This is a genomic window from Enterobacter sp. RHBSTW-00901, assembly GCF_014103115.1.
GTDB lineage: Bacteria > Pseudomonadota > Gammaproteobacteria > Enterobacterales > Enterobacteriaceae > Enterobacter > Enterobacter cloacae_P.
Genome location: NZ_JABXPB010000001.1, coordinates 1,588,006 through 1,612,665, shown reverse-complemented (window position 1 = coordinate 1,612,665; position 24,660 = coordinate 1,588,006). Strand labels below are relative to the sequence as shown.

Annotated in this window: 20 protein-coding genes; 18 read left to right on the top strand and 2 right to left on the bottom strand. The window is 55.0% G+C overall.

The features are described from left to right. The 12 genes from pbpC (at nucleotide 1) to HV318_RS07665 (ending at nucleotide 14,671) form a co-directional block, all read left to right on the top strand. On the top strand, nucleotides 1–2,325 hold the full coding sequence (pbpC, locus tag HV318_RS07720) for a peptidoglycan glycosyltransferase PbpC (protein ID WP_182274557.1): 2,325 nt from the start codon (nucleotides 1–3) through the stop codon (nucleotides 2,323–2,325). A 157-nt stretch (nucleotides 2,326–2,482) separates the two neighbouring features. Then, nucleotides 2,483–2,914 (top strand): nucleoside-diphosphate kinase, encoded by a 432-nt coding sequence (ndk, locus tag HV318_RS07715; protein ID WP_182272283.1) that lies wholly within the window; start codon nucleotides 2,483–2,485, stop codon nucleotides 2,912–2,914. A 169-nt stretch (nucleotides 2,915–3,083) separates the two neighbouring features. Next, nucleotides 3,084–4,250 (top strand): dual-specificity RNA methyltransferase RlmN, encoded by a 1,167-nt coding sequence (gene rlmN, locus HV318_RS07710; protein WP_182272282.1) that lies wholly within the window; start codon nucleotides 3,084–3,086, stop codon nucleotides 4,248–4,250. Nucleotides 4,251–4,543: 293 nt separating this feature from the next. Continuing rightward, nucleotides 4,544–5,551 (top strand): cytoskeleton protein RodZ, encoded by a 1,008-nt coding sequence (gene rodZ, locus HV318_RS07705; RefSeq protein WP_182272281.1) that lies wholly within the window; start codon nucleotides 4,544–4,546, stop codon nucleotides 5,549–5,551. A 26-nt stretch (nucleotides 5,552–5,577) separates the two neighbouring features. Continuing rightward, nucleotides 5,578–6,696 (top strand): flavodoxin-dependent (E)-4-hydroxy-3-methylbut-2-enyl-diphosphate synthase, encoded by a 1,119-nt coding sequence (gene ispG, locus HV318_RS07700; RefSeq protein WP_182272280.1) that lies wholly within the window; start codon nucleotides 5,578–5,580, stop codon nucleotides 6,694–6,696. Between the two features lie 80 nt (nucleotides 6,697–6,776). Continuing rightward, nucleotides 6,777–8,051, top strand: coding sequence for a histidine--tRNA ligase (hisS, locus tag HV318_RS07695; RefSeq protein WP_182272279.1), 1,275 nt, complete (start codon nucleotides 6,777–6,779; stop codon nucleotides 8,049–8,051). Nucleotides 8,052–8,064: 13 nt separating this feature from the next. Then, nucleotides 8,065–8,685, top strand: coding sequence for a YfgM family protein (locus HV318_RS07690; RefSeq protein ID WP_182272278.1), 621 nt, complete (start codon nucleotides 8,065–8,067; stop codon nucleotides 8,683–8,685). Between the two features lie 10 nt (nucleotides 8,686–8,695). Beyond that, on the top strand, nucleotides 8,696–9,874 hold the full coding sequence (bamB, locus tag HV318_RS07685; RefSeq protein ID WP_182272277.1) for an outer membrane protein assembly factor BamB: 1,179 nt from the start codon (nucleotides 8,696–8,698) through the stop codon (nucleotides 9,872–9,874). A 112-nt stretch (nucleotides 9,875–9,986) separates the two neighbouring features. Continuing rightward, nucleotides 9,987–11,462, top strand: a complete 1,476-nt coding sequence (der, locus tag HV318_RS07680) for a ribosome biogenesis GTPase Der (RefSeq protein WP_182274556.1) — start codon at nucleotides 9,987–9,989, stop codon at nucleotides 11,460–11,462. Between the two features lie 301 nt (nucleotides 11,463–11,763). Beyond that, on the top strand, nucleotides 11,764–13,305 hold the full coding sequence (locus HV318_RS07675; protein WP_182272276.1) for a peptide MFS transporter: 1,542 nt from the start codon (nucleotides 11,764–11,766) through the stop codon (nucleotides 13,303–13,305). A gap of 63 nt (nucleotides 13,306–13,368) precedes the next feature. Next, nucleotides 13,369–14,403: a Gfo/Idh/MocA family oxidoreductase gene (locus tag HV318_RS07670; RefSeq protein WP_182272275.1), complete on the top strand. Its 1,035-nt coding sequence runs from the start codon at nucleotides 13,369–13,371 to the stop codon at nucleotides 14,401–14,403. 52 nt (nucleotides 14,404–14,455) lie between these two features. Beyond that, nucleotides 14,456–14,671, top strand: coding sequence for a zinc ribbon domain-containing protein (locus HV318_RS07665; RefSeq protein WP_182272274.1), 216 nt, complete (start codon nucleotides 14,456–14,458; stop codon nucleotides 14,669–14,671). Here the strand turns inward: HV318_RS07665 and xseA are convergent. Beyond that, nucleotides 14,668–16,041: an exodeoxyribonuclease VII large subunit gene (xseA, locus tag HV318_RS07660; RefSeq protein ID WP_182272273.1), complete on the bottom strand. Its 1,374-nt coding sequence runs from the start codon at nucleotides 16,039–16,041 to the stop codon at nucleotides 14,668–14,670. The genes HV318_RS07665 and xseA overlap by 4 nt on opposite strands. A 159-nt stretch (nucleotides 16,042–16,200) precedes the next feature. On the opposite strand from xseA, the gene guaB reads away from it, so the two are divergent. The 4 genes from guaB (at nucleotide 16,201) to HV318_RS07640 (ending at nucleotide 20,065) form a co-directional block, all read left to right on the top strand. Next, the gene (gene guaB / locus HV318_RS07655; protein ID WP_182272272.1) at nucleotides 16,201–17,667 is read left to right on the top strand and encodes an IMP dehydrogenase; all 1,467 of its coding nucleotides are present in this window, start codon (nucleotides 16,201–16,203) and stop codon (nucleotides 17,665–17,667) included. Nucleotides 17,668–17,735: 68 nt separating this feature from the next. Further along, on the top strand, nucleotides 17,736–19,313 hold the full coding sequence (gene guaA, locus HV318_RS07650) for a glutamine-hydrolyzing GMP synthase (protein ID WP_182272271.1): 1,578 nt from the start codon (nucleotides 17,736–17,738) through the stop codon (nucleotides 19,311–19,313). 156 nt (nucleotides 19,314–19,469) lie between these two features. Further along, on the top strand, nucleotides 19,470–19,703 hold the full coding sequence (locus HV318_RS07645) for a type II toxin-antitoxin system Phd/YefM family antitoxin (protein ID WP_004853132.1): 234 nt from the start codon (nucleotides 19,470–19,472) through the stop codon (nucleotides 19,701–19,703). Between the two features lie 29 nt (nucleotides 19,704–19,732). Continuing rightward, nucleotides 19,733–20,065, top strand: a complete 333-nt coding sequence (locus HV318_RS07640; protein ID WP_182272270.1) for a type II toxin-antitoxin system RelE/ParE family toxin — start codon at nucleotides 19,733–19,735, stop codon at nucleotides 20,063–20,065. A 5-nt stretch (nucleotides 20,066–20,070) separates the two neighbouring features. Here HV318_RS07640 and HV318_RS07635 read toward each other — a convergent pair whose 3' ends face one another. After that, nucleotides 20,071–20,901, bottom strand: a complete 831-nt coding sequence (locus HV318_RS07635) for a MurR/RpiR family transcriptional regulator (RefSeq protein WP_182272269.1) — start codon at nucleotides 20,899–20,901, stop codon at nucleotides 20,071–20,073. A gap of 294 nt (nucleotides 20,902–21,195) precedes the next feature. On the opposite strand from HV318_RS07635, the gene HV318_RS07630 reads away from it, so the two are divergent. Both HV318_RS07630 and iolD read left to right on the top strand, forming a co-directional pair. Then, complete coding sequence (locus HV318_RS07630) at nucleotides 21,196–22,701, top strand: CoA-acylating methylmalonate-semialdehyde dehydrogenase (RefSeq protein ID WP_182272268.1); 1,506 nt, start codon at nucleotides 21,196–21,198, stop codon at nucleotides 22,699–22,701. Between the two features lie 11 nt (nucleotides 22,702–22,712). Continuing rightward, nucleotides 22,713–24,638 carry a 3D-(3,5/4)-trihydroxycyclohexane-1,2-dione acylhydrolase (decyclizing) gene (gene iolD / locus HV318_RS07625; protein ID WP_182272267.1) on the top strand — a complete coding sequence of 642 codons (1,926 nt, stop codon included), beginning with the start codon at nucleotides 22,713–22,715 and terminating at the stop codon, nucleotides 24,636–24,638. The last annotated feature ends 22 nt before the right edge of the window (nucleotides 24,639–24,660 follow it).

The following is a 24,660-nucleotide window of genomic DNA, read 5'->3' as shown; positions in this document are numbered from 1 at the left end:
ATGCTGATTGCACGTCTGATACGCTCCCGCTGGCTGTGGCTGGCGGGAGCGCTTCTCATTGTATGGGGGCTTATCTTTGCCGCCGACCGCCTGTGGCCGCTACCTCTGAAAGAGGTTAACCCCGCGCGGGTGGTGGTCGATGAGAAGGGAACGCCACTCTGGCGTTTTGCCGACAGCGAAGGTATCTGGCGCTATCCGGTCACTATTGAAGAGGTATCTCCGCGCTACCTTGATGCCCTGATCCAGTACGAAGATCGCTGGTTCTGGGATCACCCTGGAGTGAACCCTTTTGCAGTGCTGCGTGCCGCCTGGCAGGATCTCACCTCCGGGAAGGTTGTGTCTGGCGGCAGTACGCTCACCATGCAGGTCGCTCGCCTGCTGGATCCACATCCGCGCACCTTTGGCGGCAAGATCCGTCAGCTCTGGCGGGCAATGCAGCTGGAGTGGCACCTCTCCAAGCGTGAGATCCTCACGCTTTATCTCAACCGGGCCCCGTTTGGTGGAACGCTACAGGGAATTGGTGCCGCGAGCTGGACGTACCTGGGCAAACCACCATCACAGCTGAGCTATTCTGAAGCCGCACTTCTCGCGGTATTGCCGCAAGCACCTAGCCGCTTGCGTCCTGACCGCTGGCCGGAACGTGCCGAAGCGGCACGCAATAAAGTGCTTGAGCGGATGGTGACGCAGGGTGTCTGGTCAGCCAGTCAGGTGAAAGAATCCCGTGAAGAGTCTGTATGGCTGGCACCACGGCAGATGCCGCAGTTGGCACCACTGTTTTCACGCATGATGCTCAGTAAAAGCCGCGATACAAAAATTGTCACCACGCTGGATGCCGCCCTGCAGCGGCAGCTTGAAGAGCTGGCCATGAACTGGAAATCCCGGTTACCGGCACGCAGTTCGCTGGCAATGATCGTGGTGGATCATACGAATATGAAAGTGCGTGGTTGGGTTGGCTCGGCCGACATCAACGATGACAGTCGTTTTAGCCATGTGGACATGGTTAGTGCGATCCGATCGCCTGGATCGGTGCTGAAACCGTTTATCTACGGTATGGCGCTGGACGATGGCCTGATCCACCCTGCTTCGTTACTTCAGGACGTGCCGAGAAAAACGGGGGATTATCGCCCGGGAAATTTTGACAGCGGGTTCCACGGGCCTGTCAGCATGAGTGAAGCGCTGGTTCGTTCCCTCAACCTGCCAGCCGTCCAGGTGCTGGAAGCGTACGGGCCAAAACGTTTTGCGGGGATGCTGAGCAACGCGGGACTGCCGTTGATCCTGCCTGCTGGTGCGCAGCCGAATTTATCGTTGATCCTGGGGGGCGCAGGCGCACGGCTGGCGGATATCACTGCCGCGTACAGCGCCTTTGCCCGACACGGTAACGCGGGAAGATTGCGCTTACAGCCTGGCGATCCGCTGATCGAACGCCCGCTGTTGTCGCAAGGCTCGGCATGGATCATTCGTCGTATTCTGGCTAATGAGGCACAACCGCTGCCGGACGATGCACTGCCACAGGTTGCACCGCTGGCATGGAAAACGGGAACCAGCTATGGCTACCGTGATGCCTGGGCCGTCGGGCTTAATGCCCGCTATGTTATTGGTATCTGGACGGGGAGGCCGGACGGTACGCCAGTGGCCGGGCAGTTTGGTTTTGCGAGTGCTGTTCCGCTGTTGAACCAGGTGAATAATCTGCTTCAGTCGCGATCAACGTTAGATGAGGCGCGTCTGCCGCGTGACCCTCGCCCGGAAAGCGTGGGGCGGGGTGTTATCTGCTGGCCGGGCGGACAATCGCTGCCGGAAGGCAGTGAAAACTGTCGGCGTCGCCTGTCGACCTGGTTGCTGGAGGGCAGCGAACCTCCCACGCTTCTGCTGCCTGAGCAGGAAGGTATTCGTGGGATCCGTTTCCCCGTCTGGCTGGATAAGACGGGTAAGCGCGTCGCGGCAGACTGCCCGGACGCAGCCGAAAAAGTTCTGGATGTCTGGCCGCTGCCGCTCGAACCGTGGCTTCCAGCAACGGAGCGTCGTGCGGTGCGGGTTCCCGCCTCTTCTGCAACCTGCCCGCCACTGTCGCAGGATGCACCTGCGCCACTCATGTTAACGGGTGTGCGTGAAGGCGCGGTTATCAAACGTCTGCCTGGCGAGTCCCGTGTTTCACTCCCGCTGCAGGTGACCGGTAATAGCGGTGAACGATGGTGGTTTTTGAACGGTGAGCCGCTGGATGTGAAAGGGCGGGTTTACACACTACAGCTTGATAAATCGGGTGATTATCAGTTACTGGTAATGGATGAGGCGGGGCAGGTGGCGACGGTGAATTTTGTGCTGCAGTAACGTAAAAAGCGCTTTCAGATGTGAGCTGTTGCTAAAACTCGTCTTATTTTAAAAAAATGTTACCTGAATCCATAGGCAATGGCGCTATTGCTCATTATAATCCGCGCCACACCATACTCAGGTATGTAAAACAACAGAACATTTGACAGAGGTTATCATGGCTATTGAACGTACTTTTTCCATCATCAAACCAAACGCGGTGGCAAAAAACGTTATTGGCAGCATCTTTGCTCGTTTTGAATCAGCAGGGTTCAAGATTGTTGGCACCAAAATGCTGCACCTGACCGTTGAGCAGGCGCGCGGTTTCTACGCTGAGCACGAAGGTCGCCCATTCTTTGACGGCCTGGTAGAGTTCATGACCTCAGGCCCGATCGTTGTATCCGTACTGGAAGGCGAAAACGCAGTACAGCGTCACCGCGATCTGCTGGGTGCAACCAACCCGGATAACGCGCTGGCAGGTACTCTGCGCGCGGACTACGCAGACAGCTTCACCGAGAACGGTACCCACGGTTCTGACTCTGTTGAGTCTGCTGCTCGCGAAATCGCCTTCTTCTTCGGTGAAGGCGAAGTATGTCCACGTACCCGTTAATTTAACGGTTTCGTTTACATATTATTTTCGTAAATGCCGCGTGCAAACGTGGCATCCCTGCGCCAGACTTTGTACAATGCAACGCCCCGGATGAGCAGACAGCTTTCCGGGGCGTTTCTTTTCAACCCTCCACGGGCCATAACGTGTAACAACGAGGCCGGAAAAAATTATGTCTGAATTAGTGAATACCTCCGAAGTCGTCATTCCTGCGGTTCCAAATAAAAATGGAAAAATTAACCTGTTGGATCTGAACCGTCAGCAGATGCGCGAGTTCTTTAAAGAGATGGGCGAGAAGCCGTTTCGTGCCGATCAGGTCATGAAATGGATGTACCACTATTGCAGCGACAACTTTGATGACATGACTGACATCAACAAAGTGCTGCGTAATAAGCTCAAAGAAGTGGCGGAAATCCGTGCGCCGGAAGTGGTGGAAGAGCAGCGCTCTTCAGATGGCACCATCAAATGGGCGATTGCCGTTGGCGATCAGCGCGTTGAAACCGTCTACATTCCGGAAGAAGACCGTGCCACGCTGTGCGTGTCATCCCAGGTGGGTTGTGCGCTGGAGTGCAAATTCTGTTCTACCGCTCAGCAAGGTTTTAACCGTAACCTGCGCGTGTCTGAAATCATCGGCCAGGTATGGCGCGCCGCGAAAATCGTGGGTGCAGCAAAAGTGACCGGCACCCGCCCAATCACCAACGTGGTGATGATGGGGATGGGAGAGCCGCTGCTGAACCTGACTAACGTGGTTCCGGCAATGGAAATCATGCTCGACGACTTCGGTTTTGGTCTGTCCAAACGTCGCGTGACGCTGTCTACCTCAGGCGTTGTGCCTGCGCTGGATAAACTGGGCGACATGATTGACGTGGCGCTGGCAATCTCCCTGCATGCACCGAACGACGAAATCCGTGATGAAATTGTACCGATCAACAAAAAGTACAATATCGAAACCTTCCTCGCGGCTGTGCGTCGTTACCTGGAGAAATCCAATGCGAACCAGGGTCGTGTGACTATCGAATATGTGATGCTGGATCACGTGAACGACGGTACTGAGCATGCGCATCAGTTGGCTGAGTTGCTGAAAGATACGCCATGCAAAATCAACCTGATTCCGTGGAACCCGTTCCCGGGCGCGCCGTATGGCCGTAGCTCGAACAGCCGTATCGACCGCTTCTCCAAAGTGCTGATGGAGTATGGTTTTACGACTATCGTGCGTAAAACCCGTGGCGATGATATTGATGCGGCATGCGGCCAGCTGGCAGGCGAGGTGATTGACCGTACCAAACGTACTCTGCGTAAACGCATGCAGGGCGAGACGATTGCGGTCAAATCTGTTTGATTATTATGCACTCACGGCGCATTTTCTGCGCCGTGACGCATAAGCTTACTGAATATTCAGTCATATTAATGATGACTGAATAATAATTACGGTGCGTTTCATACGACTTTCGGGCAGTATGTAACGTCGTAACAACAGTTTAGCTTCGTGGGCAGGGCTGCACTGTCATCTACGGGCTGACAGTCTTATACTGTCTGTTCAAGGTTAACTGACCAGAAGTTTCGCGGTGCGGGTGGCATTGTGACTCACCGGCACCTGGACCCTTATTTTTCACGTACCAGTAGTTGTAGCGAATGAATACTGAAGCCACTCACGACCAACATGAAGCACTCTCCACTGGCGTTCGTCTTCGCAACGCCCGTGAACAACTCGGACTCAGCCAACAAGCCGTTGCAGAACGCTTGTGTCTGAAGGTTTCCACGGTTCGCGATATTGAAGAAGATAAGGCACCTGCCGATCTGGCTTCAACATTCTTGCGTGGTTATATCCGCTCTTACGCAAAACTGGTGCATATCCCCGAAAACGAATTACTGCCAATGATGGAGAAGCAGGCACCTGTACGTGCAGCAAAAGTTGCGCCGATGCAGACCTTCTCTCTGGGGAAACGTCGTAAAAAACGTGATGGTTGGCTGATGAGCTTTACCTGGCTGGTGCTGTTTGTGGTTATCGGTCTGACGGGGGCATGGTGGTGGCAAAACCACAAAGCGCAGCAGGAAGAGATCACCACAATGGCCGATCAGTCCTCCGCTGAGCTTAACCAGGCCGGCAATGGTAATGCGCAAAGTGTACCGCTCAGCACTGACGGCGCGGCAAGCTCCAGCGAACCGCAAACGGCGGCAACGGATGCTCCTGCAACCGACGCTGCGCAGACGCCAGCGGCAACGGCGGACACGCCAGCACCTCAGGCTCAGGATCAAAACGCAGTTGTTGCCCCTTCTCAGGCTAATGTGGATGCGGCTCCTGCCGCTACTGCGCCAGCGAATAACACCGCAGCGTCACTGCCTACTGGCCAGGCTGGCACGATGACTCCTGCAGCCGATCCAAACGCGCTGGTGATGAACTTCAGCGCCGACTGTTGGCTGGAAGTGACTGATGCAACCGGTAAAAAACTTTTCAGCGGCTTACAGCGTAAAGATGGCACGTTAAACCTGACGGGTCAGGCTCCGTATAAGCTCAAGATTGGCGCTCCTTCAGCGGTACAGATCCAGTACCAGGGCAAACCTGTCGATCTGAGCCGCTTTATCAGAACTAACCAGGTTGCGCGTCTTACCGTTAATGCCGAACAATCAGCAGCACAGTAACAGACGGGCAACGCGGGAGATTTTTCATGCATAACCAGGCTCCGATTCAACGTAGAAAATCGAAACGGATTTACGTTGGGAATGTGCCAATCGGCGATGGGGCACCTATCGCCGTTCAGTCAATGACCAACACGCGCACCACGGATGTGGAAGCAACGGTCAACCAAATCAAAGCATTAGAGCGCGTAGGTGCGGATATTGTCCGCGTCTCTGTGCCGACAATGGATGCCGCTGAGGCGTTCAAACTGATCAAGCAGCAGGTGAACGTCCCGCTGGTTGCAGATATCCACTTTGACTACCGCATTGCACTGAAAGTGGCCGAGTATGGCGTGGATTGCCTGCGCATCAACCCGGGCAACATCGGTAGCGAAGAGCGTATCCGTACGGTTGTGGATTGCGCGCGCGACAAAAACATTCCAATTCGTATCGGCGTGAATGCCGGTTCTCTGGAAAAAGATCTGCAGGAAAAATACGGTGAGCCAACACCACAGGCACTGCTCGAATCCGCTATGCGCCATGTTGATCACCTGGATCGTCTTAACTTCGATCAGTTCAAAGTTAGCGTAAAAGCGTCCGATGTATTCCTGGCGGTAGAGTCTTATCGTCTGCTGGCAAAGCAGATCGATCAGCCTCTGCATCTTGGGATCACCGAAGCTGGCGGCCTGCGTAGCGGTTCCGTTAAATCGGCAATCGGTCTTGGTTTGCTGCTTTCCGAAGGGATCGGCGACACCCTGCGTGTTTCGCTGGCAGCCGATCCAGTTGAAGAGATCAAAGTTGGTTTCGATATTCTGAAATCACTGCGTATCCGTGCGCGTGGGATCAACTTCATTGCCTGTCCAACCTGTTCGCGTCAGGAGTTTGACGTGATCGGTACCGTGAATGCTCTGGAGCAACGCCTGGAAGACATCATCACCCCAATGGACGTCTCCATTATTGGTTGTGTGGTGAACGGCCCGGGTGAAGCACTGGTGTCAACGCTGGGCGTCACCGGCGGTAACAAGAAAAGTGGTCTCTATGAAGATGGCGTTCGCAGAGATCGTCTGGATAATAGTGACATGATCGACCAGCTTGAAGCCCGCATTCGCGCCAAAGCGACGATGTTGGATGAAGCGCAGCGTATCAGCGTTCAGCAGGTTGAAAAATAACGTGATGGGAAGCCGCTCGCTTCCCATGTATGATTGAACCCATTCTTTGGGTTTTTTTTGTATATAGAAAGAGAATAAACGTGGCAAAAAACATTCAAGCCATCCGCGGCATGAACGATTATCTGCCTGGCGAAACCGCCATCTGGCAGCGCATTGAAGGCACACTGAAACAGGTGCTCGGCAGCTACGGTTACAGCGAAATCCGTTTGCCGATTGTAGAGCAGACCCCGTTATTCAAACGCGCGATCGGCGAAGTGACCGACGTGGTTGAAAAAGAGATGTATACCTTTGAGGACCGCAACGGCGACAGCCTGACTCTGCGTCCGGAAGGTACGGCGGGCTGCGTACGCGCCGGCATCGAACATGGTCTCCTGTACAATCAGGAGCAGCGCCTGTGGTATATCGGTCCGATGTTCCGCCACGAACGTCCGCAGAAAGGGCGTTATCGCCAGTTCAACCAGCTGGGCGTGGAAGTCTTTGGTCTGCAAGGCCCGGACATTGACGCCGAGCTGATTATGCTGACGGCTCGCTGGTGGCGTGCGCTGGGGATCTCTGAGCACGTTTCGCTGGAACTGAACTCTATTGGTTCGCTGGAAGCGCGTGCTAACTACCGTGATGCGCTGGTCGCGTTCCTGGAACAGCACAAAGAGAAGCTGGACGAAGACTGCAAACGCCGTATGTACAGCAACCCGCTGCGCGTTCTTGATTCCAAAAACCCTGACGTACAGGCGCTGCTGAATGATGCTCCTGCGCTGGGTGACTACCTGGATGACGAGTCTCGTGAACACTTTACGGGTCTGTGCAAACTGCTTGAAGCTGCGGGCATTGCCTATACCGTGAACCAGCGCCTGGTGCGCGGTCTGGACTACTACAACCGTACTGTGTTCGAGTGGGTAACCTCAAGCCTGGGTTCTCAGGGGACGGTTTGTGCGGGCGGTCGTTATGATGGCCTGGTTGAACAGCTTGGTGGTCGTGCAGCTCCGGCTGTCGGCTTTGCGATGGGTCTTGAGCGACTTGTTTTGCTGGTTCAGGCAGTTAATCCGGAATTTAAAGCAGATTCCGTTGTCGATATATACCTGGTGGCTTCAGGTGCGGATACGCAGTCTGCGGCGATGCAGCTTGCAGAACGCGTGCGTGACGCACTACCAGACGCTAAGCTGATGACCAACCACGGCGGCGGCAACTTCAAAAAACAGTTTGCTCGTGCCGATAAGTGGGGCGCAAGTATTGCACTGGTGCTGGGTGAGTCCGAAGTGGCTAACGGCGAAGTGGTAGTGAAAGACCTGCGCTCTGGTGAGCAAACAACGGTAACGCAGGACGGCGTTGCGGCGCACTTGCGCTCTTTGACTTTCTAAGGAGAAGGACTGCGTGGAAATTTACGAGAACGAACACGACCAGGTTGATGCGATAAAACGCTTCTTTGCTGAAAATGGCAAGGCTCTGGTTGTTGGGGTTATTTTAGGTGTAGGTGCGCTGGTAGGCTGGCGTTACTGGAATAATCATCAGGCCGATTCTGCGCGCGGCGCGTCTCTGGCATATGAAAATACCGTCAGCGCTATTCGTGCCGACGCGCCACAGACGTTGACGGCAGCAGAGAAATTTGCGGCTGACAATAAAAACACTTATGGTGCGCTGGCCGCACTGGAAGTTGCGCAGCAATTCGTTGATAAGAACGAGCTGGAAAAAGCGGCGGCACAGCTGTCGCAGGGGCTTACGGCTGCCAGCGATGAAAACCTGAAAGCGGTTATTAATCTGCGCCTGGCACGTATCCAGGTTCAGCAGAAAAAGGCCGATGATGCGCTGAAAACGCTCGATACCATCAAAGGCGAAGGCTTTGCCGCCATTGTTGCCGATCTCCGTGGTGAAGCGCTGCTGAGCAAAGGTGACAAAGAAGGTGCGCGTAAAGCGTGGCAAGCTGGCGTAGAGAGCAAGGCTTCACCTGCGCTGAGCGAAATGATGCAGATGAAAATAAATAATTTGTCCGTCTGAGAGGGACCCGATGCAATTGCGTAAATTACTTCTGCCAGGACTGCTTTCTGTTACGTTATTGAGTGGCTGTTCACTGTTCAGTGGCGAAGAAGATGTTGTCAAAATGTCCCCGCTGCCGACTGTTGAAAACCAGTTTACCCCGTCAACCGCGTGGAGTATCTCCGTGGGGGATGGAATTGGTGAGTTCTATTCCAACCTGCATCCGGCATTTGCTGACAGCGTTGTCTATGCGGCTGACCGCAAAGGCACCGTGAAAGCGGTTAACGCTGATGACGGGAAGGAAGTATGGTCCGTTAACCTGGCGGAAAAAGATGGCTGGTTCTCCCGTAAACCTGCGCTGCTCTCTGGCGGCCTGACCGTTGCCGGTGGTCATGTGTATGTGGGAAGCGAAAAGGCACAGGTCTATGCACTGAACACCAGTGATGGTTCTGTGGCCTGGCAAACGACGGTTGCTGGTGAATCTCTGTCTCGTCCGGTAGTGAGCGATGGCCTGGTTCTGATTCACACCAGCAACGGCCAGCTGCAGGCGCTGAACGAAGCAGATGGTCTGGTGAAATGGACCGTTAACCTGGATATACCTGCGCTCTCCTTGCGCGGTGAATCCGCGCCGGCTACCGCGTTTGGTGCTGCCATTGTTGGCGGCGACAACGGTCGTGTGAGCGCAGTGTTGATGCAACAAGGTCAGATGATTTGGCAGCAACGTATCTCCCAGGCGACCGGTACAACCGAAATTGACCGCCTGAGTGACGTCGACACAACGCCAGTTATCGTTAACGGTGTGGTTTACGCTCTGGCGTATAACGGTAACCTGACCGCGCTGGATCTGCGCAGTGGCCAGATCATGTGGAAACGTGAGCTGGGCTCAGTGAATGATTTTGTCGTTGATGGCAACCGTATCTATATGGTTGATCAGAACGACCGCCTGCTGGCGCTGAACACCGAAGGCGGCGTAACGCTGTGGACGCAGAGCGATCTGCTGCACCGTCTGCTGACCGCGCCGGTCATGTACAACGGTAGCCTGGTGGTAGGTGATAGCGAAGGTTACATGCACTGGGTTGATCCGGAAACGGGTCGCTTCACTGCTCAGCAAAAAGTCGACAGCTCAGGCTTCCTGACGGAGCCGGTTGTAGCGGATGGTAAGCTGCTGATCCAGGCAAAAGACGGCACGCTGTACGCGATCACGCGCTAATTACCCGGCTGTTGTAGTATACTAAACGGCTCCTGTTCACTCAGGAGCCGTTTTGACATTTTTAAAAACGCCGCGAAAGCGACGTGATTTTGAATTTTATGAGGCTTCAAACATGGTACCTGTGGTCGCGCTTGTCGGGCGCCCTAACGTTGGAAAATCCACTCTTTTTAACCGTTTAACACGCACCCGTGATGCGCTGGTTGCGGATTTCCCGGGGCTGACGCGTGACCGTAAGTACGGTCGTGCAGAGGTGGAAGGACGCGAGTTCATCTGTATCGATACCGGCGGTATTGACGGGACAGAAGATGGCGTTGAGACCCGCATGGCGGAGCAGTCTCTGCTGGCGATTGAAGAAGCAGACGTGGTTCTGTTTATGGTGGATGCCCGTGCGGGCCTGATGCCAGCGGACTCCGCGATTGCTAAACATCTGCGCTCACGTGAAAAGCCAACCTTCCTGGTGGCGAACAAAACTGACGGCATCGATGCCGATCAGGCGGTTGCTGATTTCTGGTCTTTAGGCCTGGGCGATATCTATCCTATCGCGGCATCTCATGGTCGTGGTGTGACCAGCCTGCTCGAAACCGTTCTGCTGCCGTGGGTTGACGAAGTGAACCCGCCGGAAGAAGTGGACGAAGACGCTGAATACTGGGCGCAGTTCGAAGACGGTGAAGAAGGCGAAGAAGAAGAGCCTGAAGAGGCATTCAACCCGCAGGATCTGCCAATTAAACTGGCGATTGTGGGCCGTCCAAACGTAGGTAAGTCTACGCTTACTAACCGCATTCTCGGTGAAGAACGTGTCGTTGTATACGATATGCCTGGCACCACCCGTGACAGTATCTACATCCCGATGGAGCGCGATGAGCGTGAGTATGTACTCATCGACACCGCGGGTGTGCGTAAGCGCGGAAAAATCACCGATGTGGTAGAAAAATTCTCCGTAATCAAAACGCTGCAGGCGATTGAAGATGCCAACGTAGTGTTGCTGGTTATCGACGCACGTGAAGGTATTTCCGATCAGGATCTGTCGCTGCTCGGCTTTATCCTCAATAGTGGGCGCTCACTGGTTATCGTGGTCAACAAATGGGATGGCCTGAGCAATGAAGTGAGAGAGCAGGTGAAAGAGACCCTGGACTTCCGTCTGGGCTTTATCGACTTTGCTCGTGTGCACTTTATCTCTGCACTGCACGGTAGTGGTGTGGGTAACCTGTTCGATTCCGTACGTGAAGCGTATGACAGCTCCACCCGTCGTCAGAGCACCGCGATGCTGACCCGTATCATGAATATGGCAGCAGAAGACCATCAGCCACCGCTGGTGCGTGGCCGTCGCGTGAAGCTGAAATATGCCCACGCCGGTGGTTATAACCCACCGATTGTGGTGATCCACGGTAATCAGGTGAAAGACCTGCCGGACTCTTATAAACGCTATCTGATGAACTACTTCCGTAAATCGCTGGACGTGATGGGCACACCTATCCGTATCCAGTTCAAGGAAGGGGATAACCCGTTTGCTAACAAGCGTAACACTCTGACGCCAAACCAGATGCGTAAGCGTAAGCGTTTGATTAAACACATTAAGAAAAGCAAGTAAGCACTGCCGATCTCACTAAAACCCGCGCCTGTCGCGGGTTTTTTTTCGCTCATTCTTACCGCCCGTTTTCCCGGTGTGATGTCAATCGCTATTCATTTTTAACCATGTTTAAATCTAAGAAAGTAGACAATTGTCGAATTTTCATCTTAAAGTCCAGGGTTGGGTACTAGACAAAACTGGTGCCAGGTTATCAAATAGTTAAATAATTTTTCGCCGCCTGTAAAAAATCGGCCAGATATGTAACTGGCCGGCGTACATTGCGGTGCTTACCAGCACGACGACATACCTTTTCGGGAGAATTATGCAATCCTCTGTTAATCAAAAAGAAAGCCGAACGTTCTTCGGTCATCCGTATCCGCTTGGCTCGTTGTTCTTCACCGAGATGTGGGAGCGTTTCTCGTTTTACGGCATTCGCCCGCTGCTGATCCTGTTTATGGCTGCCACCGTTTATGACGGCGGGATGGGGCTGGCGCGTGAAAATGCCTCGGCGATTGTCGGGATCTTTGCCGGTACCATGTACCTGGCTGCACTGCCGGGTGGCTGGCTGGCGGATAACTGGCTGGGTCAGCAGAGAGCCGTCTGGTACGGTTCGATTCTGATCGCACTCGGTCATTTGTCGATTGCGCTCTCGGCCATTATGGGTGACAACCTGTTCTTTATCGGCCTGATGTTTATTGTGATTGGCTCCGGCCTGTTCAAGACCTGTATCTCGGTCATGGTCGGGACGTTGTATAAAAAAGGTGATGCGCGTCGTGACGGCGGTTTCTCGCTGTTCTACATGGGCATCAACATGGGATCGTTCATCGCGCCGCTTATCTCCGGCTGGTTGATTAAATCCCACGGCTGGCACTGGGGCTTTGGTATCGGCGGCATCGGGATGCTGGTGGCGTTGATCATCTTCCGCGTGTTTGCCGTTCCGGCGATGAAACGCTATGACAGCGAAGTCGGTCTGGATTCCACCTGGAACAGCCCGGTGGTGAAGCGCAATGGCGTGGGAACCTGGCTGCTGGCGCTGGCAGCGGGTGTTGCGGTTATCGTTACGCTGATTGCACAGGGCGTGATTGTGATTAGGCCGGTCGCGATTGCCAGCATGCTGGTGTACGTGATCGCGGTGTCCGTTGCCCTCTACTTTGTTTATTTGTTCGTCTTTGCCGGCCTGACCCGTAAAGAGCGTGCCAGACTGCTGGTCTGCTTTATCCTGCTGGTTTCCGCTGCGTTCTTCTGGTCTGCGTTTGAGCAAAAGCCAACGTCATTTAACCTGTTCGCTAACGACTACACTAATCGCATGATCGGTGGTTTTGAAATTCCGGCCGTGTGGTTCCAGTCGGTCAACGCGTTGTTCATTATCCTGCTGGCACCGGTGTTTAGCTGGGCATGGCCGAAGCTTGCCAGCATGGACATTCGTCCGGGCAGCATCACCAAGTTTGTTATCGGTATTCTCTGCGCTGCGGCGGGCTTTGGCCTGATGATGCTGGCGGCGCAGAACGTGCTGAACAACGGTGGCGCAGGCGTTTCTCCGTTCTGGCTGGTGGGCAGCATCCTGATGCTGACGCTTGGCGAGCTGTGCCTGAGCCCGATTGGTCTGGCGACCATGACGCTGCTGGCTCCGGAAAGAATGCGTGGGCAGATGATGGGGCTGTGGTTCTGTGCGAGTGCGCTGGGTAACCTGGCGGCGGGTCTGATTGGTGGTCACGTGAAGGCAGACCAGCTTGATATGCTGCCGGATCTCTTCGCTCGCTGCTCCATTGCACTGGTTATCTGTGCCGCGGTACTGATCGTCCTCATTGTTCCGGTTCGTCGTATGCTGGAAAATGTGCAGACTAAACCGGCTACTAGCGCCTGATAACACCTCGAGGTTGCCGGGGAAGGCGTTACGCCCCGGCAATTTACTCAACGAGGTAAGAACATGCTGTTAGGGTTTGTTGGTCTTGGTGCAGTGGTTGAAACGGCTTACCTGCCCGCAATACGAAATCTCTTTGATGAATCTCCGCGCTGTTCAGGTTTTGATGTTCAGCCCGTCAAACAGCCTGAAGGTGTAACCCGTTGTGCATCACTCGCTGAACTGCTCTCCCAACCTCTTGATACTCTGTTTATTACCACCGCCTCCCTGAACCATCTTGAGGTGCTTGAGCAGGCAATTGCCTCACCCGTGTCGCGTATTGTGGTCGAAAAACCGATTGTCGCCACGCTTCCCCAGATTGAAAAACTCAAATCACTGCTGGAACTGCCCGGCGTCGCGTCCCGCGTGCTGGCGCTCGATCACTGGATGGCGCGTCTCGAAACGGTGAAGCAGACGCTGGTCAGTACGTTTTCTGATGTCGTCAGAATTGAAGGTTTTCTGCAGGAGCCGAGCGGCTATAACCCCGCAGGGGAACCCATTGCGCTCAACTTTGCTACCGGTGAACCGGACACGCGTACACTGCATCACCCCGATGGCGTGATTCTGGATATCGGGACTCATGTGCTGGCGATGCTGCGTGAAACGGTACGTTATCTGGGCGGGCGTGATGAAATGGCGTTACGGGTGGTAACGGCCAAAGATCGGCTGGGACGCGATATTATAAAAGGCGATCTGACCACGGCTGAAGGTGAGGCGCATCTTCAGGGGCACATTAGCGGCGTGCCGGTGGATATCTGGCTCAACAAATATGCAGGCCCCGCCGGTGGGCAAAAAGGGCTGCGGCTGTATTTGCGTGACGGGCGGATTATCAGCCACGATCGGCGCGGCGCAGAAGATGTGCTGGAGCGTATTGATGGCGATGATATTCAGCACTGGCACATTCCCGGCACGATTTACGAACACTGTCTGGCTGAGCATATTCTGGGTGAGTACAGTTTGTTTGAACGCGATCCGCAAGAGGTGAGCCGTACGACACAGCGCAGGCTTGAGGAAGTCGAACTGTTGTTGACTCTACAGCAACAGTTGCGTGGTCCACACTGAGCGCATCGTGGTAAAATCCACTCAAAATTGAATGTCTTTTAAAGGAGTCACCATGTCCATTACCTGCCCGGAGTGTCATGCCGAACTGGAGCCACAAAACGGTGTGGCGCACTGCGATAACTGCAATAAAGATATTCAGCTGGAAGCACGCTGCCCGGAGTGCCATAAGCCTCTCCAGGTATTAAAAGCCTGTGGTGCGGTGGATTACTTCTGTCAGAATGGCCACGGGTTGATCTCTAAAAAGCGCGTGGAGTTTGTGCCGGTTTAATCCGGTTTTTTCTTCCGCGTTTTCTTCGCTGCGGTCACACCTTTCACTTCGCTTTCCACCCAGCCGTCTGACAGGCGGGTGGTGAGCATATCACCGGCTTTCACCTGCTTAGTTTGCTTCAGCACTTTGCCATCCGTCGCGGTTGTCACGCTGTATCCGCGTGCCAGCGTGGAGAGAGGACTGACGGCTTCCAGATGGGTCACCGCATTACCGAAACGCTCGCGGGAGCGACTCAGACGGGTTCGCAGGTTCTCTGCCAGACGATACTCCAGCTGTTGAATACGCGTTTGCGCCCGGTAAATCTTCGGCTGTGGGTTTTGCTGGTTCAAACGCTGGATGATGCGCTGCTGGCGCGACACTGCACGCCTGAGCTGATTATCCAGTGCGGTGTTCATTCGCTGACGCAGGCGATCCAGCACGGTTTGCTGTCGCGCCAGGCGTAACTGAGGATGTTGTTGTTGCAGGCGATGATGAAGCTGGGTAAAGCGACGGGTACGGTTGGCAAGGAAATAGTCCATCGCCATCTCCAGACGCTGCTGGCCGTTCTGAAGCTGACGCAGCAGCTCCAGCTGATTACGGCTCACCACTTCCGCCGCTGCAGATGGCGTAGGGGCGCGTAAATCTGCGACAAAGTCGGCGATGGTGACATCCGTTTCGTGCCCCACGGCGCTTACAACGGGGATAAGGCTGGCGAAAATAGCCCGCGCCACGCGCTCGTCGTTAAAGCTCCACAAATCTTCCAGCGAACCACCGCCACGCCCAACGATTAACACGTCGCACTCCTGACGCGCATTCGCCAGTTCAATCGCGCGGACAATCTGCCCTGGCGCGTCGTCACCCTGCACGGCGGTCGGGTAGATGATAACGGGCAGGGAAGGGTCACGACGCTTGAGCACATGCAAAATATCGTGCAGGGCTGCACCGGTTTTTGAGGTGATCACCCCAACGCAGTGGGCAGGTGAGGGCAGCGGTTTTTTGAACTGTTGATCGAATAAACCCTCTTCCGAGAGCTTTGCTTTCAGCTGTTCGTATTTTTGCTGCAACAGACCTTCACCCGCAGGCTGCATGCTTTCGACGATGATTTGGTACTCACCGCGCGGTTCATACAGGGTGATATTGGCGCGAACCAGAACTTGCTGGCCATGCTGAGGACGAAACGTCACGCGGCGGTTACTGTTGCGGAACATTGCACAGCGTACCTGAGCGGTATCGTCTTTGAGCGTAAAGTACCAGTGGCCGGATGACGGTTGCGTGAAGTTAGAGATTTCACCGCTGATCCAGACTTGCCCCATTTCCTGCTCAAGCAGTAAACGAACCGTTTGATTAAGGCGGCTAACAGTAAAAATTGAGGGGGTTTGAGAGGATAACATGTGAGCGGGATCAAATTCTAAATCAGCAAGTTATTCAGTCGATAGTAACCTGCTGAGAGGGGAGTGCAAGTTTTTTTTATAAAAAAGTGTGGATGCAATCGGTTACGCTCTGTATAATGCCACGGCAATATTTAACCACCCAGGTCAGAGATATTGCCCATGCTACGTATCGCTAAAGAAGCCCTGACGTTTGACGACGTCCTCCTTGTTCCCGCTCACTCCACCGTTCTGCCGAATACTGCCGATCTCAGCACGCAGTTGACCAAAACCATTCGCCTGAACATTCCTATGCTCTCTGCGGCAATGGACACCGTGACTGAAGCGCGCCTGGCAATCGCCCTGGCACAGGAAGGTGGCATTGGCTTTATTCACAAAAACATGTCTATTGAGCGTCAGGCGGAAGAAGTTCGCCGCGTGAAGAAACATGAATCCGGGATCGTGTCTGACCCACAGACCGTTCTGCCAACCACGACCCTGCACGAAGTGAAAGCCCTGACCGAACGTAACGGCTTTGCCGGTTACCCGGTCGTGACTGAAGCTAACGAACTGGTCGGTATCATCACCGGTCGTGACGTGCGTTTCGTCACCGACCTGAACCAGCCTGTCAGCGTTTACATGACGCCGAAAGAGCGTCTGGTGACCGTTCGTGAAGGCGAATCCCGTGACGTTGTGTTCGCGAAGATGCACGAGAAACGCGTTGAGAAAGCGCTGGTTGTGGATGCAAACTTCCACCTGCGCGGCATGATCACCGTTAAAGATTTCCAGAAAGCAGAACGTAAACCTAACGCCTGTAAAGACGAGCATGGCCGTCTGCGCGTGGGCGCTGCGGTGGGTGCTGGTGCGGGCAATGAAGAGCGTGTTGACGCGCTGGTTGCTGCTGGCGTTGACGTACTGCTGATTGACTCCTCCCACGGCCACTCCGAAGGCGTTCTGCAACGTATTCGTGACACCCGTGCGAAATACCCTAATCTGCAGATCATCGGCGGTAACGTCGCGACTGGTGCAGGCGCTCGCGCCCTGGCTGACGCGGGTTGCAGCGCGGTGAAGGTGGGTATCGGCCCTGGCTCCATCTGTACTACCCGTATCGTCACCGGTGTGGGCGTTCCACAGATTACCGCCGTGTCTGACGCGGTTGAAGCACTGGAAGGTACCGGGATCCCGGTTATCGCTGACGGCGGTATTCGTTTCTCTGGTGACATCGCTAAAGCCATTGCGGCCGGTGCGGCTGCAGTGATGGTTGGCTCCATGCTGGCCGGTACTGAAGAATCTCCGGGTGAAATCGAGCTGTATCAGGGGCGTTCTTACAAATCTTACCGTGGCATGGGCTCCCTGGGCGCGATGTCCAAAGGTTCCTCTGACCGTTACTTCCAGACCGACAACGCAGCGGACAAACTGGTACCGGAAGGTATCGAAGGTCGCGTTGCCTATAAAGGCCGTCTGAAAGAGATCATTCACCAGCAGATGGGCGGCCTGCGTTCCTGTATGGGTCTGACCGGCTGTGGTACCATCGACCTGCTGCGTACTAAAGCGGAATTCGTACGTATCAGCGGTGCGGGTATCCAGGAAAGCCACGTTCACGACGTGACGATCACCAAAGAGTCCCCGAACTACCGTCTGGGCTCCTGATTTTCTTCGCCCGACTTCGCGTCGGGCGATTTATTTAATCTGTTTCACTTGCCTCGGAATTAGCGTCAATGACGGAAAACATTCATAAACATCGCATTCTCATCCTGGACTTCGGTTCTCAGTACACTCAGCTGGTAGCGCGTCGCGTGCGTGAACTGGGCGTTTACTGTGAGCTGTGGGCGTGGGATGTTACGGAAGCACAGATCCGCGAATTCAATCCAAGCGGCATCATCCTTTCCGGCGGCCCGGAAAGCACCACTGAAGACAACAGCCCGCGCGCACCGCAGTACGTGTTCGAAGCAGGCGTGCCGGTATTCGGCGTTTGCTACGGCATGCAGACGATGGCAATGCAGCTGGGCGGCCACGTAGAAGGTTCTAACGAGCGTGAGTTCGGCTATGCGCAGGTTGAAGTGGTTACCGATAGCGCGCTGGTGCGCGGTATTGAAGACTCCCTGACCGCAGAAGGCAAACCGCTGCTGGACGTGTGGATGAGCCACGGCGATAAAGTGACCGCTATCCCGTCTGATTTCGTGACCGTTGCCAGCACCGAAAGCTGCCCGTTCGCAATTATGGCGAACGAAGAAAAACGCTTCTACGGCGTGCAGTTCCATCCGGAAGTGACCCACACCCGTCAGGGCATGCGCATGCTGGAGCGCTTCGTGCGTGACATCTGCCAGTGCGAAGCGCTGTGGACGCCAGCAAAAATCATCGACGACGCCATTGAGCGTATCCGTCAGCAGGTTGGCGATGACAAAGTGATCCTCGGCCTGTCCGGCGGCGTTGACTCCTCCGTCACCGCAATGCTGCTGCATCGTGCTATCGGCAAAAACCTGACCTGCGTCTTCGTGGATAACGGTCTGCTGCGCCTGAATGAAGCGCAGCAGGTGATGGACATGTTCGGTGACCACTTCGGTCTGAACATCGTTCACGTGGAAGGCGAGAAGCGTTTCCTGGATGCGCTGGCGGGTGAAAATGACCCGGAAGCCAAACGTAAAATCATTGGTCGCGTGTTCGTGGAAGTGTTCGACGAAGAAGCGCTGAAGCTGGAAGACGTGAAGTGGCTGGCGCAGGGGACTATCTACCCGGACGTTATCGAATCTGCGGCATCCGCAACCGGTAAAGCACACGTCATCAAATCTCACCACAACGTGGGCGGCCTGCCGAAAGAGATGAAGATGGGCCTGGTTGAACCACTGCGTGAGCTGTTCAAAGACGAAGTGCGTAAGATTGGTCTGGAGCTGGGTCTGCCGTACGACATGCTCTACCGTCACCCGTTCCCGGGCCCGGGTCTTGGCGTGCGCGTGCTGGGCGAAGTGAAGAAAGAGTACTGCGACCTGCTGCGTCGGGCGGACGCTATCTTCATCGAAGAGCTGCACAAAGTCGACCTGTACAACAAAGTGAGCCAGGCGTTTACCGTGTTCCTGCCGGTTCGCTCCGTTGGCGTAATGGGCGATGGCCGCAAATACGACTGGGTTGTCTCCCTGCGTGCGGTAGAAACCATCGACTTTATGACCGCGCACTGGGCGCACCTGCCGTACGACTTCCTGGGACGTGTGTCCAACCGCATCATCAACGAAGTTAACGGCATTTCCCGTGTCGTTTATGACATCAGCGGTAAGCCACCAGCTACGATCGAGTGGGAATAAGTTTCCCCCGTTAGTCAGTGAACAAAACCCTCTGTTATTACAGAGGGTTTTTTTATTTACGGCGGTGCTGACCTTAGGAAACGTCAATCGGCTATTGTTGGTGGTCTAAATATGGTCTATATTAAAACTAAGGCATGACCATCAGGTGGACGCATCATGAAAGTAGAGACAATCAGCTACGTTAAAAAGAACGCGGCAACGCTCGATCTGTCAGAACCCATCCTGGTTACACAAAATGGTGTACCTGCTTATGTTATAGAATCCTATGACCAGCAGCAGGAACGGGAAAATGCCATTGCTTTGCTGAAGCTTCTTACCCTGTCAGAAAAAGATAAAGCGGAAGGGCGCGTGTTCTCCAAAGACCAGTTGCTGGATGGGCTTGCGGATTAATGCAGAGTGCTTAACGTTAAGGGACTTTCATGGAACAGCGGGTGACCTTTGAGTACACGCTTACGGTAAAGCACTGCCTCGACACAATAACGGGTTTCCTGCGCCGTATTGATGTTGAGCCACGCCCGGTTATCGCAGATATTCTCACACAGTTTGAGAGTACCGTTGGTCAGTTCCCGCAGGGGTGCCAGATTTGCCCTGAGCTACTGAAAATTGGCTGTGCCAAATACCGGGAGTTTAACCACGCTGAAGGCTACCGGGTTTTGTACTCAGTAGACGGAACGTTAGTGACAGCACATGTGATCCTGGCACATCGACAGGATATCCAGCAGTTACTTTTTAAGCGTCTGATAACCATGTAATGACCTCACTTCCCGCCACCCAACTGATACGCCAGCGCCACCACCAGCGACTGCACCAGGCATAGCGTTGCTGACTGAGAGCGGAACGCATCCACCTGCGCCTCTTTCACCACAAAGCAGAGATCGCTAAATGTCGCCAGCGGGCTTATCTGGCTGTCGGTGATCACAATCTGCCGTGCGCCAACGCTGGCGGCGGTTTCGCTGACCATCACCGTCTCTTCCGCGTACGGCGAGAAGCTAATCGACACCACAATGTCGCGTGCCTTAATGCGGTTGATCTGTTCGCGCAGCATTCCGCCCATCCCGTCGAGCAGAACAGGGCGGCACTCCAGATGGCTCAGGGCGTAGGTCAGATAGGCTGCCACGCTAAAAGAACGGCGCAGGCCAGCAATGTAGATGGTATCGGCTTCAGCCAGTAGCTGTACCGCGCGTTCGAGCATTTCCGGTTCGGCACGGGCGGCCAGCTGCTGAAGTGCCTGCGCATTGGAACGCGCAAACTCCTGCAGGATATCCAGCGGCGTTTCCGGGACGGCTTCGCTCTCCATTTCGCGGAACATTCGCGCGCGGTCGCTGTAGCTGGCGGTCTCTTCAACCAGGTTCATTCGAAACAGCTGTTTCATTTCGTTGAAGCCGGTGAAGTCAAACGCGTTAGCAAAGCGGATCAACGTCGACGGTGGAACATCGGCGCGTTCAGCAATGACGGCGACCGTATCAAAGGCCACGCTGTTCGTGTTATCCAGCACATAGCGGGAGACCTGCTGCAGCCTCTTACTCAGGTTATCGTAGCGATCGCGGATTTGCTGCTGCAGTTCGTTCAGGCTGGTTGCTGTCGTCATTTTGTCCCCCAAATACAGTTTTATGATTCTAAACGCAAAACCGCGTCTTTTAAATGTCGGCCATCCATCTGGCATCAAAAATGAAACAGAAGCTTCAGCCATTGACTCGTGTGAAATTCCTTAATAGCGCAGGCTGTGCCAGTGATGTTGGTCGTTAACATAAAAATCCATCCTTGATCACAATAATCATCATTTATTTTATTTCAACTTAAAATGGAATATTTGTTTCATATATAGTGTTCAGTAAACACAGTGTTCAGGTAACAATCACGTATCAACAGCGAGAGGTTAAGGATGGAGACGGTAGCGAATTTTATTCACGGCGAATGTGTCACCGGTTCAGGCCAGCGCGTTCAGGCAATCTTCAACCCGGCCACTGGCGAGCAGATCCGCCAGGTGGTGATGAGTACGGCACAGGAAACCGGGCAGGCCATTGCGGCCGCGCAGCAGGCGTTTCCGGCGTGGTCACGTCATTCTCCGCTTAAACGCGCACGAGTGATGTTCCGCTTCAAAGCGTTGCTGGAGGAGAACACCGAGAGGCTTGCCCGCTTAATTAGCGAAGAGCATGGCAAAGTGTTTTCCGACGCGGTCGGTGAACTGACCCGTGGACTGGAAGTGGTGGAGTTCGCCTGCGGTATTCCGCATCTGCAAAAAGGTGAGCACTCTGCCAACGTCGGTACCGGCGTCGATAGCCACTCGCTGATGCAGCCGCTCGGAGTTTGTGTCGGGATCACACCGTTTAACTTCCCGGCGATGGTGCCGATGTGGATGTTCCCGATTGCGCTGGCGACGGGTAATACCTTCGTGCTGAAACCGTCGGAAAAAGATCCTTCCTTGGCACTCGCACTGGCAAAACTGCTGAAAGAGGCCGGGCTGCCGGACGGTGTATTCAACGTCGTGCAGGGCGATAAAGAGTCCGTTGACGTGCTGCTGACTGACCCGCGCGTGCAGGCGGTGAGTTTTGTCGGCTCAACGCCAATTGCGGAATACATTTACCAGACTGCATCCGCCCACGGTAAATGCTGTCAGGCGCTGGGTGGGGCGAAAAACCACTGCATTCTTATGCCAGACGCCGACATGGATATGGCGACGAATGCCATTATGGGCGCAGCCTATGGTGCGGCGGGTGAACGCTGTATGGCGCTCTCTGTGGTGCTGGCGGTCGGTGATAAAGCAGCAGATGACCTCTGTGCGCGGCTGGAAAAACAGATCGCCGTACTGCGCGTTGGGCCAGGTCTGGATCAGACGCCGGAAAACGAGATGGGGCCACTGATCTCCTCAGTACACCGTAGCAAAGTGCTGGGCTATATCGACAGCGGAGAATCACAGGGGGCGAACCTGCGCGTCGACGGGCGTGGTTTCAGTGTTAAAGGCCACGAGAAGGGTTACTTTGTCGGGCCGACCCTGTTCGATAACGTCACGCCAGAGATGACCATCTATAAAGAAGAGATTTTCGGGCCGGTGCTTTCTGTGGTGCGCGTAGCAGATTACAACAGCGCAGTGGAACTGATTAACCGTCATGAATATGGTAATGGCACGGCGATTTTCACCCGTGACGGCGGCTGCGCGCGGCGCTTCTGCGAAGAGGTACAGGCCGGTATGGTTGGTGTAAACGTGCCGATCCCGGTACCGATGGCGTTCCATAGCTTTGGCGGCTGGAAGCGTTCCATTTTTGGCGCACTTAACGTCCACGGCAATGACGGCGTGCGTTTCTACACCCGAATGAAAACCGTCACTGCGCGCTGGCCTGAAATGCAGCAAGACACCGGCGCTGCATTCTCCATGCCGACGCTGGGCTGACAGGAGGTGTTATGCAAACCGAACGTATGACTATGGCCCAGGCGCTGGTCAGGTTCCTGAATCAACAATATGTCTGTGTCGATGGACAAGAAACGCCCTTCGTGGAGGGCGTGGCGACCATCTTTGGTCATGGTAATGTGCTTGGCATCGGTCAGGCGCTGGAGCAGGATGCCGGCCATCTGAAAGTGATGCAGGGATGTAACGAGCAGGGCATTGCCCATATGGCGACAGGATTCGCCAAACAGCACCGTCGCCAGCGTATTTTTGCCGTGACGTCATCCGTCGGGCCGGGGGCGGCTAACATGGTGACGGCGGCAGCGACCGCCACGGCGAACCGCATCCCGCTGCTTCTGCTACCGGGTGATGTTTATGCCAGTCGCCAGCCAGACCCGGTGTTGCAGCAAATTGAGCAGTATCACGATCTCAGTATCAGCACCAATGATTGCTTCCGTCCGGTTTCCCGCTACTGGGATCGTATCAACCGGCCGGAACAGTTAATGAGTGCGATGTTAAGTGCGATGCGAACGCTGACTGACCCCGCAAACACGGGGGCGGTGACTATTTGCCTGCCGCAGGATGTGCAGGGCGAGGCGTGGGATTATCCGCTGAGCTTCTTTGCGCGTCGCGTGCATCACATAGAGCGTCGACCGCCTGACCCACAGCGTCTGGCACGGGCTCAGGATCTGATTGCCCGCAAACACCGTCCGCTGGTGGTATGCGGTGGTGGGGTGCGCTATTCCGGTGCGCATGATGCGTTTCGCGAGTTTGTCGAGACGCTGCAACTGCCGTTTGCCGAAACCCAGGCCGGAAAGGGGGCGCTGGTCAGCGATCACCCGCTGAACATGGGGGGGATTGGAGTGACGGGCGGGATGGCGGCGAATCAGCTCGCCCCGCAGGCCGATCTGGTGATTGGCATCGGGACACGCCTGACGGACTTTACGACGGGCTCAAAAGCGCTGTTTTCCCATCCGGATGTTGAGTTCCTGCTGCTGAACGTAGCGGAGTTTGATGCCCTGAAGCTGGACGCCACCGCGCTGATTGCCGATGCCCACACCGGACTGACGGCATTAACTCAGGCGCTTAAGCATTACCGCAGCCGCTGGGGTGATGAGATCTCACTGGCGCGGGAAGCCTGGCACGACGAGTGCCGCCGTCTATGGATGCGGGACTGGCACCCTGATGATGCGCCCGAAGTGGCGGGGCATCTTGATGCACAGCTGACAGAGTACGGCGACACGCTCAACACCCGGTTGACCCAGACGCGGGTGCTGGGGCTTATTAACCAGCATATTGAAGATAACGCCATCGTGGTGGGGGCCGCCGGTTCGCTGCCGGGGGATCTACAGCGGCTCTGGCAGGTCAAAACGCCGGACAGCTACCATCTGGAGTACGGCTATTCCTGTATGGGATACGAGATTGCCGCCGCCATCGGGGCGAAGCTGGCGAAACCACAGCAGCCGGTTTACGCCGCAGTGGGAGACGGCTCATACATGATGCTGCACTCCGAGCTGCAAACGGCGGTGCAGGAGGGGATAAAAGTCACCATTCTGCTGTTTGATAACGCCAGCTTCGGCTGTATTAACAACCTGCAGATGGGGCACGGAATGGGCAGCTTTGGCACGGAAAACCGCCACCGCAACCCGCTTACCGGGCGGCTGGACGGGCCACTGGTGAAGGTCGATTTTGCCAAAAATGCCGAAAGCTATGGCTGTCGCGCATGGCGGGTGCATGATGAGCAAAGTCTTCTGACGGCGCTGGAAGCGTCCCGTGCGCATCCCGGGCCAACGCTACTGGATATCAAAGTGCTGCCGAAAACCATGACCCATGATTATGCGTCCTGGTGGCGAACCGGTGATGCGCAGGTGGCTGAATCACTTGCGGTTCGTCACGCGGCTGAGCAAACCCAGGAGATGCTGAAAAAAGCCCGTCAGTATTAAGTTTTCCCACCGTAACGAAATT